This window comes from Streptomyces sp. NPDC033180, from assembly GCF_055577645.1.
The window spans coordinates 275,415-289,619 of sequence record NZ_JBVIPU010000004.1 but is presented as its reverse complement, the minus strand read 5'-3'; the positions used below and the strand labels follow the sequence as shown (position 1 = coordinate 289,619).

At 70.5% G+C, this 14,205-nt stretch carries 13 protein-coding genes; 6 read left to right on the top strand and 7 right to left on the bottom strand.

Annotated elements, in window-relative coordinates:
- Nucleotides 1-4: 4 nt before the first annotated feature.
- On the top strand, nucleotides 5-1,450 hold the full coding sequence (gene eat, locus ACZ5WE_RS15260) for an ethanolamine permease (RefSeq protein WP_467686658.1): 1,446 nt from the start codon (nucleotides 5-7) through the stop codon (nucleotides 1,448-1,450).
- Nucleotides 1,451-1,461: 11 nt separating this feature from the next.
- On the top strand, nucleotides 1,462-2,187 hold the full coding sequence (locus ACZ5WE_RS15255; protein WP_467686660.1) for a gamma-glutamyl-gamma-aminobutyrate hydrolase family protein: 726 nt from the start codon (nucleotides 1,462-1,464) through the stop codon (nucleotides 2,185-2,187).
- Between the two features lie 684 nt (nucleotides 2,188-2,871).
- Here the strand turns inward: ACZ5WE_RS15255 and ACZ5WE_RS15250 are convergent.
- Nucleotides 2,872-3,876, bottom strand: coding sequence for a LysR family transcriptional regulator (locus ACZ5WE_RS15250; RefSeq protein ID WP_467686662.1), 1,005 nt, complete (start codon nucleotides 3,874-3,876; stop codon nucleotides 2,872-2,874).
- Between the two features lie 70 nt (nucleotides 3,877-3,946).
- Here ACZ5WE_RS15250 and ACZ5WE_RS15245 point away from each other — a divergent pair, with 70 nt between their 5' ends.
- Nucleotides 3,947-5,092, top strand: a complete 1,146-nt coding sequence (locus tag ACZ5WE_RS15245; RefSeq protein ID WP_467686664.1) for a TDT family transporter — start codon at nucleotides 3,947-3,949, stop codon at nucleotides 5,090-5,092.
- A 2-nt stretch (nucleotides 5,093-5,094) separates the two neighbouring features.
- Here the strand turns inward: ACZ5WE_RS15245 and ACZ5WE_RS15240 are convergent, their stop codons facing one another.
- Nucleotides 5,095-5,673, bottom strand: a complete 579-nt coding sequence (locus ACZ5WE_RS15240) for a TetR/AcrR family transcriptional regulator (RefSeq protein WP_467686666.1) — start codon at nucleotides 5,671-5,673, stop codon at nucleotides 5,095-5,097.
- A gap of 38 nt (nucleotides 5,674-5,711) precedes the next feature.
- On the opposite strand from ACZ5WE_RS15240, the gene ACZ5WE_RS15235 reads away from it, so the two are divergent.
- Both ACZ5WE_RS15235 and ACZ5WE_RS15230 read left to right on the top strand, forming a co-directional pair.
- Entirely contained in the window at nucleotides 5,712-6,119 is a 408-nt protein-coding gene (locus tag ACZ5WE_RS15235; protein ID WP_467686668.1) for a nuclear transport factor 2-like protein, read from the top strand.
- Nucleotides 6,116-6,553: an anthrone oxygenase family protein gene (locus tag ACZ5WE_RS15230; RefSeq protein WP_467686670.1), complete on the top strand. Its 438-nt coding sequence runs from the start codon at nucleotides 6,116-6,118 to the stop codon at nucleotides 6,551-6,553. The genes ACZ5WE_RS15235 and ACZ5WE_RS15230 overlap by 4 nt, the downstream gene beginning before the upstream one ends.
- Before the next feature lie 15 nt (nucleotides 6,554-6,568).
- Here the strand turns inward: ACZ5WE_RS15230 and ACZ5WE_RS15225 are convergent, their stop codons facing one another.
- From ACZ5WE_RS15225 to ACZ5WE_RS15205, 5 genes are all read right to left on the bottom strand, one after another.
- Nucleotides 6,569-7,291, bottom strand: a complete 723-nt coding sequence (locus ACZ5WE_RS15225; protein ID WP_467687107.1) for a helical backbone metal receptor — start codon at nucleotides 7,289-7,291, stop codon at nucleotides 6,569-6,571.
- 27 nt (nucleotides 7,292-7,318) lie between these two features.
- On the bottom strand, nucleotides 7,319-7,897 hold the full coding sequence (locus ACZ5WE_RS15220; protein ID WP_467686672.1) for a helix-turn-helix domain-containing protein: 579 nt from the start codon (nucleotides 7,895-7,897) through the stop codon (nucleotides 7,319-7,321).
- A 105-nt stretch (nucleotides 7,898-8,002) separates the two neighbouring features.
- Nucleotides 8,003-8,998, bottom strand: a complete 996-nt coding sequence (locus ACZ5WE_RS15215; RefSeq protein WP_467686674.1) for a hypothetical protein — start codon at nucleotides 8,996-8,998, stop codon at nucleotides 8,003-8,005.
- A gap of 173 nt (nucleotides 8,999-9,171) precedes the next feature.
- A complete protein-coding gene (locus tag ACZ5WE_RS15210; RefSeq protein WP_467686675.1) occupies nucleotides 9,172-11,784 on the bottom strand; it encodes an ABC transporter permease/substrate binding protein in 2,613 nt (870 codons plus the stop codon).
- Complete coding sequence (locus ACZ5WE_RS15205) at nucleotides 11,777-12,937, bottom strand: quaternary amine ABC transporter ATP-binding protein (protein WP_467686677.1); 1,161 nt, start codon at nucleotides 12,935-12,937, stop codon at nucleotides 11,777-11,779. The genes ACZ5WE_RS15210 and ACZ5WE_RS15205 overlap by 8 nt, the downstream gene beginning before the upstream one ends.
- A gap of 321 nt (nucleotides 12,938-13,258) precedes the next feature.
- Here ACZ5WE_RS15205 and ACZ5WE_RS15200 point away from each other — a divergent pair, with 321 nt between their 5' ends.
- Nucleotides 13,259-14,164 carry a 5'-3' exonuclease gene (locus tag ACZ5WE_RS15200; RefSeq protein ID WP_467687108.1) on the top strand — a complete coding sequence of 302 codons (906 nt, stop codon included), beginning with the start codon at nucleotides 13,259-13,261 and terminating at the stop codon, nucleotides 14,162-14,164.
- Nucleotides 14,165-14,205: the final 41 nt, after the last annotated feature.

Here is a 14,205-nt window from a genome sequence, read left to right as displayed (position 1 = left end):
TGCCATGACCGTGGAGTCCCCCAAGACGAGTACCGCCGAGCCGGCGGACGACTATCTGGAGCGCAGAACGCTGCGCCGGGGCAGCGCGGGCTGGCTGCTGCTCACCGGCCTCGGCGTGGCGTACGTGGTCTCCGGCGACTTCTCGGGCTGGAACTTCGGCCTGGCGGAGGGCGGATTCGGCGGCCTCGGGATCGCCATGGCGCTGATGGGCGTCATGTACGCGTGCATGGTGTTCTCGCTGGCGGAACTGTCGTCGGTCCTGCCGACGGCGGGCGGCGGCTACGGCTTCGCGCGCCGGGCGCTCGGCCCGTGGGGCGGCTTCCTCACCGGCACGGCGATCCTCATCGAGTACATCCTGGCCCCCGCCGCGATCTCCATCTTCATCGGCGACTACGTCGAGTCCCTCGGCCTCTTCGGCCTGACCTCCGGCTGGCCGGTCTATCTGGCCTGCTTCGTCGTCTTCATCGGCATCCACCTGTGGGGCGTCGGCGAGGCGCTGCGCTTCAGCTTCGTCGTCACGGGCATAGCGGTGGCGGCGCTGCTCGTCTTCGCGGTCGGGGCGTTCATGGACTTCGACGCGTCGAAGCTGAACGACATCGCGGTGGACACCGACGCCTTCGGCTCCAACTCCTGGCTGCCGATGGGCCTGTTGGGCATCTGGGCGGCGTTCCCGTTCGGCATGTGGTTCTTCCTGGGCGTGGAGGGGGTGCCGCTGGCGGCCGAGGAGACGAAGGACCCGGCACGCACGCTGCCGCGCGCGATCCGCTGGTCGATGGCCATCCTCATCGTCCTCGCGCTTCTCACGTTCTTCGCGTCGGCGGGGGCACGCGGCTCGGACGCGATCCAGGACGCGGGCAATCCGCTGGTGGAGGCGCTGCAGCCGGGCGGTGAGGCGACGGCGCTCAGCCGCATCGTCAACTACGCGGGCCTGGCGGGCCTGGTGGCATCGTTCTTCTCCCTCATCTACGCGGGCTCGCGCCAGCTCTTCGCCCTGTCCAGGGCGGGCTACCTGCCGAGGTTCCTGTCGCTGACGAGCAGCCGCAAGGCGCCCTATCTGGGCCTCCTGGTGCCCGGCGCGATCGGTTTCGGCCTGGCGGCGGCGACCGGGGACGGCGCGCGGATGCTGAACGTGGCGGTGTTCGGGGCGACCATCTCGTACGCGCTGATGTCGCTGTCGCACATCGTGCTGCGCCGCAGGGAGCCGGGCCTTGAGCGCCCGTACCGCACGCCGGGCGGCATGCTGACCTCGTCGGTGGCGTTGGCTCTCGCCTGCTCGGCGCTGGTCGCGACGTTCCTGGTGGACGTGACGGCAGCGTTGATCGCGCTCGCGGTATACGTGGTGGCGATCGCGTACTTCGGCTTCTACAGCAGGAAGCGGCTCGTGGCGCGAGCGCCCGAGGAGGAGTTCGCGGCGCTGGCCGCCGCGGAGGCGGAACTGGAACGCGACTGAGCATGAGGGACATGAAGGAGACGAGGGTGAGCGTGACCACGGGCCAGCCACTGATCGGCGTCAGCACGTACCTGGAGTCGAAGGCGAGCTGGGGCGTGTGGGAGCTGCCCGCGGCGCTGCTCCCCGCCGGCTACCCACGGCTGGTGCGGGCGGCGGGCGGCCTCACCGCGATGCTTCCGCCGGATGATCCTTCGTACGCCGATACTGTCGTCGCCAGGCTGGACGGTGTGGTCATCGCGGGTGGCCCCGATGTCGATCCTTCCCGTTACGGCTCGGAGCGTGAGGAACGTACAGGCCCTCCGGCGCGGGAGCGGGACGCGTGGGAACTGGCGCTGATCGAGGCGGCGTTGGCGTCGGGGACGCCGTTGCTCGGGATCTGCCGGGGCATGCAGCTGCTCAATGTGGCTCTGGGCGGGACGCTGGTGCAGCACCTGGAGGGGCATGTGGAGGCGGTGGGTGTCTTCGGGACGCATGAGGTGAAGCCGGTGCCGGGCACTCTCTACGGGTCCATCGTGCCGACTGCGTCCGCCGTGCCCACGTACCACCACCAGGCGGTGGACCGCCTGGGCCGGGGCCTGATCGTGTCGGCCCACGCGGAGGACGGGACGGTGGAGGCGGTGGAGCTGCCGTCCCCGCAGTGGGCCCTTGGCGTGCAGTGGCACCCGGAGATGGGTGAGGATCTCCGGGTCATGTCGGCGTTGGTCTCGGCGGCGGGGGCTTCGGGGGGAGCTGCCTGAACCCCCGGTGACTCGCGCCGCGGCGGTTCGCCCTCCGGCCGGGGGTGCCCGTCCCGTCGCCGCCTGTTCGCACCCCGGGGTATCCCCTCCGGCAGGGGGAATCCATCCCGCCACCGCCTCCTCGCACCCCGGGGTATGCCCTCCGGCAGGGGGAATCCATCCCGCCACCGCCTCCTCGCACCCCGGGGCATCCCCTCCGGCAGGGGGAATCCATCCCGCCACCGCCTCCTCGCACCCCGGGGCATCCCCTCCGGCAGGGGGAATCCATCCCGCCACCGCCTGTTCGCACCCCGGGGTACCCCCTCCGGCAGGACCTCTCCCACCCACCCGCCCGATCACCCGGCGGGCCACACCACCCCCGCCCCGACCCGCACGGCTACGGGGACCACCGGCGGGTGCACCTCAGCCCCGCCGAACCGGCAACGCCACGTGCGCCCTCGGCGGGGGGCCAACCGCCCCGGCCAAACCTGCACCGCCAAGCCCGCCTCCGGCAGGGCTTTCCCACCCACCCACCCGATTCCCCGGGGTAACGGGCGGGCGGGCGGGAAAACCCCGCCGGAGGCGGAAAGACCCCCGCGGCAGACGAAAACCGCCCGAGGCCCGGAGGCTCGAACACACGAGGGACGGTAATCGGGTGGGTGGCTGACTGGGTGGGAAAGCGTTCGCCGGAGGCGAGTCAGGCATTCACCCCCCGGGGGACGGGGACCCCGCCCGAGTGAGCGAAAGCAGGTCCCGCGCAGGCCCGGTGGGGCGGTGCCCCGTCGGCCACACAGCCCGCAGGGCCCTGCGCAACCGAACCCCCTCCAGAGGGATCGCCACCAACCGCCGAGCCGACAACTCCTCGCCCACGGCGAGTTCACTCAGCACCGCGGGCCCCGCCCCGCTCACGGCCGACGCCTTCACCGCCGTGGTGGACGACAGCTCGATCAGCGGGCGGGCAAGGCCGCCCAGAGCCGCGTCAAGCACCTGCCGCGTCCCCGAACCCTCCTCCCGGAGAATCAGCGGCGTGGTCGCCAACTCCCCTGCCCCCAGTGGCTTTCGGCGCCGCGCCCAGGCGTGACCCGGTGCCGTGACGACGACCAGGCTGTCGTGGGCGATGACCGCCGAGTCCAGGCCGGTCGGCACCGCGAGCCCCTCGACGAAGCCCAGGTCCGCCTCCCCCGCGAGCAGCCGCTCCGCGACCGCGGTGGAGTTGCCCGCCGTCAGCGACACAGCCGTGTCCGGCCGCTGCGTGCGCAGCGCGATCAGCCAGCCCGGCAGCAGATACTCGGCGATCGTCATGCTCGCCGCGACCCGCAGCCGCGAGTCCCGCCGGTCCCGCAACGCCTGCGCCCCCGCGTCGAACGCCTCCGCCGCCTCCACGATCCGCCGCGCCCAGTCCGTGACGAGCGCCCCCGCGTCCGTGAGCCGCGATCCGCGCGGCGACCGGTCGACCAGTGCGACCCCGAGCTGCCGCTCCATCGACCGGATGCGACTGCTCGCGGCGGGCTGGGTGATGCCGAGCTCCTTCGCGGCCCGGCCCAGACTGCCGAGCCGCGCCACGGCGAGCAGCAGCTCGAGCGCCCCGAGATCCGGCACCCGATGCGCGAGCGGCGTCGCACCCGCAGACGTATACGCATCGGACACACCGGACGCACCGGACGCACCGGACGCACCGGACGCACCGGCGGAGCCAGAAGACTTACCCATAAACCCAGCTTATGCCCTCATACGAAGGTGCCTCCTGGTGGGGGGCCCGCCCTGCGGCGACCGTGGACTCATGGTCACCGTCGCCCACCCGCAGGCACCCTCGCAGGCAGCCCCGCACACAGCCGCCGCCAACCGCCCCCGCATCACCCCGGCCACCCGCCACCTCGGCCCGAACTGGTACGCCTCCGTCATGGGCACGGCGATCATCGCCTCGGCGGGCGCGACCCTGCCGGTCCGCATCCCCGGCCTGCGGACCGCCTGCACGGCGGTCTGGGCGTTCTCCCTGCTCATGCTGGCCGTGCTCCTCGCCGCCCGGACCCTGCACTGGATCCACCACCGCGACCGGGCCCGCGCCCACCTCCTCGACCCGGCGGTAGCCCCCTTCTACTGCTGTCTCGCCATGGCTCTGCTCGCGGTCGGCGGCGGCGCGCTCCTCGTGGGCGAGGACTGGATCGGCACCGGCGCGGCGGTCGCGCTCGACGCCGTGCTCTTCACCGCCGGTACGGTCGTCGGTCTCGCGGCGGCCGTCGCGATCCCGTACCTGATGGTGGTGAAGCACCGCCTAGAGCCGGGTCAGGCGTCGCCCGTCTGGCTGCTGCCCGTGGTGGCGCCCATGGTCTCCGCCGCCCTCGGCCCGCTGCTCGTACCGCACCTTCCCGACGGACAGGCTCAGGAGACGCTCCTCTTCGCCTGCTTCGCGATGTTCGGCCTGAGCCTGCTCGCCACCCTGGTGATGCTGCCGATGATCTTCGCCAGGCTACTGACCGGCGGCCCGTTCCCCCTCGCGCTCACCCCCACGCTGTTCCTCGTGCTCGGCCCGCTGGGCCAGTCGACGACCGCCGTGAACAAGTTCGCCGACACCGCGGCCACAGGCGTCGTCCCGGCCCCGTACGACCAGGGCTTCGCCGTCTTCGCCGTGCTCTACGGCGTCCCGGTGATGGGCTTCGCCCTGCTGTGGCTGGCACTCGCGGGCGCGATGGTGATGCGGGCCCGGCGCCGGGGCATGGGCTTCGCGATGACCTGGTGGGCGTTCACCTTCCCCGTCGGCACCTGCGTCACGGGCGCCGAGGGCCTGGGCAGGCACACCGGGCTCGCGGTCTACGATTGGCTGGCGGTCGCCCTCTACGCCTTGCTGGTGAGCGCCTGGACCGTGGCTCTCGCGCAGACCCTGCGGGGCGTGGTCAACGGCAAGTTGCTGGCGGCACCCGAGAGTTGAGTTCACAGCTCCTCGGCGCCGCACAAGCGCATCACCGACGACCGGAACTGCCGGGCCGCGCCTCCCGCGTCCATGCGGCCGACCCGGATCCGGTGGTCGGCCGCGTGGCCGAGTGCGATCACCGCGGCGACCAGCCAGCCGGTCTCCAGGTCCGATGTGAACTCTCCGCTGTCGCGCCCACGGCGGATCAGCGCCTCCAGACGCTGCTCGACCGGCACGTGGCGCGTCGCGTCGGCCTCCGCGTCGCTGTCCGGCTGCCCGAGCGCCGACTGCTCGGCCAGCAGCGTTCCGGCCGCGGTGAGGAATCGGCCGAGGGCCTCGGTGGCCGTGCCCGCGTCGAGGTCAGCGGCGTCCAGCACGGCGAACGCCCGGCGGCTCAACTCGTCGCGCACCGACGCGAGGAGCGCCTCACGGGACCCGAAGTGCGCGTAGGCGGTCTGCCGTGTGACACCGGCGACGGAAGCGATCTCCGCCATGCTCGCCTCGGGGCGCTCGGAGAGCACCCGGACCGCTGCCGACACCAGGGCCGCACGGTTGCGCCCGACTTCCACCCGCTGCCGGCGACGCCTTATCTCTGACACGATTGACAACTATAGGGCACGCCTCAAAACTGACGTGCATGTCAGAGACAACCGCTTCGGCGGCACGCCGCCTCCTGGTCGACTACACCCGCGACATGGCCCTCTCCGACGAGGACCCGGCACGGATCATGGATCGCACCCTGACCGACGACGCGGTCTGGGTCACCGACGGCACGGAGCTCACCCGCGCCCAACTGCTCGCGCACGCGGCCCCCGTCCGCAAGAACGTGACGGCCGGCCACATGCGGATCGACGAACTCCTCGTCGACGGCCACCGGTTCGCGGCACGCTGTCGCCTCAGCGCTGAGCACCGCAAGCTCGGCCACGTGGTGAGCGAGTGGCTCGTGATCGGCGAGGTCGCCGACGACGGACGAGTACGCCGCATCCACCAGCTCGGCCGTACGCCCGGCGCCGCACCGGAGTCGGGAGAGCGGGAGGGAGCGTGAGCCGCCCGCGCGTGCGGCTCGTCCGAGGCATCGCCCTGATGTCCACCGGCGCCCTCGCCGGCGCGTTCGGCTACGGAGCGGCGAACCTCGTCCCCACCTTCAACGCCGTACCGCTCGACATGAGGCTGTCCTTCCACACCCAGTTGATGCAGACGAACGGCATCACCATGCAGGGCGCCATGGGCATCTCGGCGCTCAGCGCGCTCGCACTCGCCGTGCTGACGCGTGGCCTCTCACGCAGACTCGCCGCGGCTGCCGGGGCCCTCGTCCTCGCGTCCTTCTTGATCACCCGTTTCGGCAACGTCCCCATCCACGGCCGCATCGAACAGTGGCCGCCAGCTCGGCGCCCGCCGATCACGCCGAGATTCTGGCGCGCTGGGAAGCCTTCAACCACGCACGCACGGGCGCCGCGTTCGCTGCCTTCGGGCTGCTGATCCTTCTCTCCCCGTTCAGGGACGAGCCGCTCGCAGCGCCGCCCCGAGAACAGCCGGCGCCGTTGCGAGCGAGGGTCCGTACCAGGTGAGGTGGCGGCCGCTGACGAGCGCCGCCGGGGCGGTGAACTCCTCGGGGCCGTCCTCGCGGGTGAAGCGGTAGGGCTCGTCGGGCAGGATCACCACGTCCGCGCCCGCGGCCCGCAGCTCCTGGACCGGGACCCGCGGATAGCGCTCGGCGTGCGTCGCATACGCGTTGTCGACGCCGAGACGCCGCAGCAGATCCCCGGCGAACGTGTCGCGCCCCAGGACCATCCAGGGGCGCCGCCAGATGGGGATCACCGCCTTCAACCGGGCTTCGGGAGACGGCAGTTGCCCCCACGCCGACTCGGCCTCGGCCAGCCACCCGGGCCGCCCCGCCCCGCAGGCGGCAAGCACCCGGGTCAGCTCGCGGAAGGCGCCCGGCAGATCGCGTACCTCCGTCACGAGCACCTGGATGCCCGCCGCCCGCAGCGCCGCGAGGTCGGGCACGCGGTTCTCCTCTTCGTTGGCGATCACCAGGTCCGGTGCCAGGCCGATGATCCGGCGCACGTCAGGGTTCTTCGTGCCGCCGACGCGGACGACGTCCAGGTCCTCCGGATGGCTGCACCACTCCGTGGCCCCCACCAGCGCTCCCCGCACGCTCACCGCGACCGCCTCGGTCAGCGAGGGCACCAGCGAGACGACCCGTACTCCGGCCACCCGTACTCCGGCCACCGTGCGATCCCCTCAGCGCCGCGAGCCGTCCAGGGCTTCGATGTGGTCGGCCACGGCCACGACGAGCACCTGGCTGTCCGGCACGGTCGCCCGCCACCGGTGGCGCACCCCGCCGGTCAGATACAGGCTGTCGCCGCGCCCGAGGCGGTATGCCCTGCCCTCCGCCTCGACCTCGACGGAGCCGCCCACCACGTACATCAACTCGTCGTTCCGGTGCTGGAACTCGCGCCGCTCGTCGTGGTCGCCGGTGAACTCGATGGCGTGCAGCTGGTGGTGACCACGCACCAGGTTGCGTACGCGGGCGTCGTCGTCCGGTGCCGGCCCCTCGCCGTCGCCCTCCTCGGCGCGCACCAGATCGACCGTGCACGCGGGGTCCGCGGCGGCGAGCAGCTCGACATCGGTCGTCATGAGGGCGTCGGCGACCCGCTGCAGGGAGCGCCTGCTGGGCCGCGCCCGCTCGTTCTCGACCTGGCTCAGGAAGGGCACGGAGAGACCGCTGCGCTCGGCCACCACGGCGAGGGTGAGCTCCAGCTGCCGGCGGCGGCGCCGCACGGCCGAGCCCACCCGGAGGGTTTCCTTCTGCTCGTCCATCGCCTCGGCTCCCTTCTGCGCGTCGGTCCACTCTCAACCCTGTGGGGTTTTCTGCACCCTACGCATGTTCGCCAAACGGTTTTGCCCCGTTGCCAGGACCGCCACCTACAGCTTCTGCCAGTAGACGAGCTGCCCCGCCTCGCCCGGAGCCGCTCCCTGCGCCGGTATGAACAGGCTGACCAGCAGCGCGGGCCTGCCCTGTGGGTCCGTGAGGAGGGTCGCCGACGGATTGGCGAAGGCACGGCTTCTGCCGTGGGTGGAGATGGCGAGCCGGTCGGCCCGGCCGCTCGCGGGGTCGTACGCGTAGGTCCGCCAGCTCCCGAAGTCGCCCCGCCACCGCTGTCCCTCCACGAGAAGCATCCGCCGCCCGTCGAGTTCGAGGGGCGCCCGGTCCCCGAGGTTTCCGCCGTTGCCCCAGGTCTGCAGGGCGCGGTCGAGCCGACGGTCGGGCGTCGCGTGCCAGTCGCGGAACCCGGTGAGGGTGGCGCGCAGCTGGCGGTCGGTGTCGCAGTCGGCGCGGTAGTGCCCGGTCAGCTCGACGGTGTTCCCGCGTACGGCGGTGATGCTGGGCGTGCCCTCGGCGCACCGCGAGAGGGTGCGCGGCGCGTCGAAGGCCCGTGACGCGCGCCCGCCGAGCAGCGCGGCCCCGTCGGCGTAGGCGCGCACGGCGATGTGGTTCTTCGGGTCCTTCTCGTACGCGAGGACGTAGCCGCCGCGCCCGTCGTCGGCGAGCGACGCCTGATGAGTGCCGGGCCCGAAGTCGTGGCGGCGGTGCCAGTGCCGCAGATCGGTGGAGGTGGCGACGGCGGCATGGAAGCGGCCGTCGTCCAAAAGGGTGTGGTAGACGGCCAGATAGGTGCCGTCGGGGGTCTGCGCGATCTGCGCGGCGTCCATGGTGCGGCCGGTGTGGTCCCGGGCGTCGTAGCGGTGACCGTCGGCTGCGGTCACGTCGCCGGCGAGCGCGGCGAGACGCGCGGTGCCCGCGGAGGCCGGTGCGGAACTCGCGTTCGCCAGGTGCGCCAGAAGCAGGGCGGCGGCGAGGGCCAGGGCCACGGCGAGGCCGAGGACGGTACGGGAGACACGGGCGTTCACAGAGGGCACGGAGGGGCACTTACGTTCGAGCGGCGGGGAGGCTGCCCAGCCTAGGCAGCGGGCATGCCCCCGGGAACGCCCCGAGGGGTGGGCTTCGCCACAAGGACGAGGCCCACCCCTCGGGGGTGATGCGGTGCTGCGGTGATGCAGCGGTGCTGCGGTGCTGCGGTGCTGCGGAAGAACTAGGACTGCGGAGTCATCTTCTGCTCGAAGCCCGGGTTCTTCTTCAGCCAGGTGTCGACGGCCTCGGGCTCGTTGCCCTTGCCCGCCTTGTTGATCTCGTTCTCCAGGCTGGCCAGTTCCTTCTCGCTCATCTTGAAGTCCTTGAGCCACTTCGTGAGCTGCGGGTACTGCTTCGGGAACTCCTTGCTGGAGATCGTCCGAATCGTGTCGCCCTTGCCGAAGCCGAGCTTGGGGTCCTTCAGCTTGGTGAGCTTGTACTCGTTGTACGCCCAGTGCGGCGACCAGAGCAGGACCGCGACCGGCTCCTTCTTGGCGTACGCCGACTTCAGCTCGGAGAGCATCGCGGGCGTCGAACCGGAGACGATCTTGTACTCCTTGTCCAGGCCGTAGCCCGGCAGGACCTTGTCCTTGAGCGCCGTCATCACGCCCGTGCCGGGCTCGATGCCGATGATCTTGCCGTTGAACTTGTCGCCCTTGCCCTTGAGGTCCTCGAGCGACTTCACGCCCTTGACGTAGGACGGGACGGCGATCTCCAGGGACGTCGGGCTGTACCAGGAGCCCAGGTCCTTGAGGTTCGCCTTGTTCTTCTCCCAGTACTGCTTCTGGGCCGTGGGCAGCCACGCGTCCAGGTCCAGGTCGAGGTCGCCCTGTGCGAGGGCGGTGTAGACCGGGCCGACGTCGGACGGCGTCAGCTTCATCTTGTAGCCGCGCTTCTCCAGGACACGCTTCCAGAGATTGGTGACGGCGATGTTCTCGTCCCACGCGAAGTACGCGGCGTTCAGCGGACGCTTCGCCTCGGCAGGGGTGGTGTTCTTCGGCAGCGGGGCCAGCTTGTCGACCACACCCGGGTTCTTCTTCAGCCAGGCGCGGACGGCTTCCTGCTGCTTGCCCTTGCCCGCCTTGTTGATCTCGGCCTCAAGGCTCGTGAGCTGCTTCTCGCTCATCTTGAAGTCCTTGAGCCACTTGGCGACCTGCGGGTTCTCCTTCGAGAAGCCCTTGCGCGCGAGCGAGTGCACGCCGTCGCCCTTGCCCCAGGAACCCTTCGGGTCCTTGAGCTTCTTCAGGTCGAAGTCGCTGTAGGCCCAGTGCGGCGACCAGAGCGTGGTGACGATCGGTTCCTTCTTGGCGTACGCGCGCTTCAGCTCGGCCAGCATCGCCGGCGTGGAGCCGTCGACGACCTTGTACTCCTTGTCGAGGCCGTACTCCTTGAGGACCTTGTCCTTGAGCAGCCCCATCATTCCGGCGCTCGGCTCGATGCCGACGATCTTGCCCTTGAACGTGCCGCTCTTGCCCTTGAGGTCCTCGAGCGAGTCGACGCCCTTCACGTACGAGGGCACGGAGAGCTCGAGCGAGGTCGGGCCGAACCACGAGCCCATGTCCTCGAGCTTGTCGCCGTACTTCTTCCAGTACGAGGCGTGCGTCGTCGGCAGCCACGAGTCGGTCTGGAAGTCGATGCTGCCCTGCGAGAGCGAGGTGTAGAGCGGGCCGGCCTCGAGCTGCTTGGTCTGCGGCTTGAAGCCGCGCTGCTCCAGGATCTCCTTCCAGAGGAAGGTGGAGGCCACGCCCTCGTCCCAGGGGATGTAGCCGATGTTGATTTCCTTGCCCTGGCCGACGTTCTTCCCGTCGATCGCGACGTCATCGGACTTCGAGCCGCCGAAGGCGCCCATGCCGCCCGCGACGAGCGCGAGGACGACCACACCGACGACCGCGACGGCGGCCTGCGGACGGTAGTTCCAGATGTTCAGGCCCTGCGCGGCACGCACCTTCGCCATGGCGCGACGGCCCAGCGGGGAGACCTGGGTGCCAAGGGAGCTGGTCATCCGGTCCAGGTAGATCGCCAGGATGACGATCGCGACGCCCGCCTCGGAGCCGAGGCCGACGTTCAGCTGGCCGATGGCCTCGTTGACGTCGGCGCCCAGGCCCTCCGTGCCGACCATGCCCGCGATGGCGGCCATGGACAGGCCCAGCATGATGACCTGGTTGACACCGGCCATGATCGTGGGGAGTGCGAGGGGCAGCTGGACGCGCAGCAGGATGTTGCGCGGCGTGGTGCCGAACGCGTCAGCGGCCTCGACCAGTTCCTTGTCGACCTGGCGGATGCCCAGCTCCGTCATGCGGACGCCGGGGGCCAGGGCGAAGATCAGGGTGGCGACGATGCCCGCGGGTGCGCCCATCCCGAAGAAGAGGATGGCGGGGATGAGGTAGATCATCGCCGGCAGCGTCTGCATGAAGTCGAGCACCGGGCGGACGATGCCGCTGACCGTGCTCGACCGCGCCGCCCAGATGCCCACGGGCACGGAGATGACAAGCGCGATGATCGTCGACACGAGCACCAGGGCCAGCGTCATCATCGCGTGGTCCCACAGTTCGAGGGAGACGATGAACGCGAAGCCCGCGAAGGTGAGCACACCGGCGACCACGCCGCGCAGCCAGAAGGCGATGACGGCGAAGATGCCCGCGAGGAGCAGCGGCTCGGGCGCCTGGAGCACGTCGGCTATGCCGTCGTAGGCGCCCTGGAAGACGGTCTTGAAGAAGTCGAACAGCCAGGCCATGTGGCTGAGCAGCCAGTCGACGCTGTCGTTGACCCACTCGCCGAAGGGAATCCTAGGCACCGCTGACCACCTTGCCCACGGCCTGCTCGCCGTCGTCCTGCGTCTTCTGGAGCGGGACGGCAGCGTCCTGCGGCTCGTTCTCGGGGTTCATCGGCTCGCCGAGCACCGCGAGCAGCCGCGCCCGCGGCACGACGCCGATGAGCGCGCCCTCGTCGTCGGTCACGGCGACAGCCGCGCCACTGGTGGAGCACGGTGTGAACAGCTCGATGATCGGGGTGTCCGACCTGACCGTGGCGGGGGCCGCGGACAGCACGTCCTGTGCGGTCTTCAGCTCCTTGCCCTCGGGGGTCTTCGTGCCGAGGACGGTCTCGGGCTCGGCCATGATCGCGCCCGCCGTGAGGACACGGGAGCGGTCGACGTCCTGCGTGAACGCGGCGACGTAGTCGTTGGCCGGAGTGACGAGGATGTCCTCGGCGTTGCCGATCTGGACGATCTCGCCGTCGCGCATGACGGCGATCTGGTCGCCCAGGCGCATGGCCTCGTTCAGGTCGTGGGTGATGAAGACGATGGTCTTCTTCAGCCGCTTCTGGAGCTCCAGGAGCTGGTCCTGCATGTCGCGGCGGATCAGCGGGTCGAGCGCGCTGAACGACTCGTCCATGAGGAGCAGGTCCGCGTCGGTCGCCAGCGCGCGGGCCAGGCCCACGCGCTGCTGCATACCGCCGGAGAGCTCGTCGGGCCAGGACTTCTCCCAGCCCTTGAGGCCCGCCAGTTCGAGCGCCACCGTGGCGCGCTCCTCGCGCTCGGCGCGCGGCACGCCCTGCACCTCGAGGCCGTAACCGGCGTTCTCGAGGACGCTGCGGTGCGGGAAGAGCGCGAAGTGCTGGAAGACCATGCTGATCTTCTTGGAACGCACCTCGCGCAGCTCACGGGCGCTCAGACCGGTCAGATCCTGACCGTCGAAGAGCACCTGTCCGGCCGTCGGTTCCGACAGACCGTTGAGCATGCGCAGCAACGTGGACTTGCCGGATCCTGAGAGACCCATGACGACGAAGATCTGGCCCGGCTCGACCGTGAAGGAAGCATCGATCACCGCGGCAGTGGTGCCCTCGGCGCGCAGTTCCTCTCGGTCGGTTCCGTGGCGGAGTTTCTCCACCGCGTCAGCGGGTCGTCTGCCGAATACCTTGTACAGGTGTTCGGCTTGCAGCCTGGACACATACACCTCTCGGGTTGAACCAAGACGGCCCGCCTCCCCCGCCGGCGGGCCGTGGAGCGACGCGAGTTCTGCCCGCTACTTGCCCGGCGAAATAGTTGAATCCTCGACCGGAGGCGCTCCGGCTCGGCGCCTGCCCTCACTTACACAGATCAAACGCAAGAGTGTCCCAGTTCACATTCCATTCACTTCTGCCGGCTGGAATGCGCTGCGATCAAGCCCCTGCCCACCGGGGCGGAAACAACGCCTTGACGGGGCCGGAGCCGGTCCGCTGTCAGTGCCGTGCGGCATGATGCGAAGGTGACTCAGCGAACGCGACGGCTCATGCTGCTCGACACGGCGTCCCTGTACTACCGGGCTTATTTCGGGGTCCCCGATTCCATGAAGGCCCCGGACGGCACATCGGTGAACGCGGTGCGCGGCCTGCTCGACTTCATCGCCCGGCTCGTCCAGGACCACCGCCCCGACGACCTGGTCGCCTGCATGGACGCGGACTGGCGCCCGCACTGGCGGGTCGAGCTGATCCCTTCGTACAAAGCGCATCGCGTCGCCGAGGAGATCGAGCGGGGCCCGGACGTCGAGGAGACCCCGGACACCCTCTCCCCGCAGGTCCCGATCATCGAGGACGTCCTCGACGCGCTCGGCATCGCCCGCGTGGGCGTGCCGTCGTACGAGGCGGACGACGTGATCGGCACGTACGCCGGCCGCGCCCCGGGACCGGTGGACATCGTCACCGGCGACCGCGATCTCTACCAGCTGGTCGACGACGACCGGGGCATCCGCGTCCTCTACCCCCTCAAGGGCGTCGGCTCCCTCCAGGTCACCGACGAGGCCTGGCTCCGCGAGAAATACGGAGTGGACGGCCCCGGCTATGTCGACCTGGCCCTGCTGCGCGGCGACCCGAGCGACGGCCTGCCCGGCGTGCCCGGCATTGGCGAGAAGACAGCGGCCAAGCTCCTCGACGCGTACGGGGATCTGGCCGGAATCATGGCCGCGGTGGACGACCGGAAGAGCAAGCTGACGCCTTCCCAGCGCAAGCGGCTCGACGAATCTCGCCCGTATGTGGCCGTCGCGCCGACAGTGGTCCGCGTCGCGGGCGACGTACCGCTGCCGGACGTGGACCTCGCGCTGCCGAGCGAACCCCGCGATCCCGCGGCTCTGGACGAGCTGGCCACGCGGTGGAACCTAGGCGGAGCGCTGAAGCGGTTGCTCACGACTCTTCAGGGGTGAGGTGTTAGCTTAGGTAAGCCTAAGCAACATTTGATCAGGGG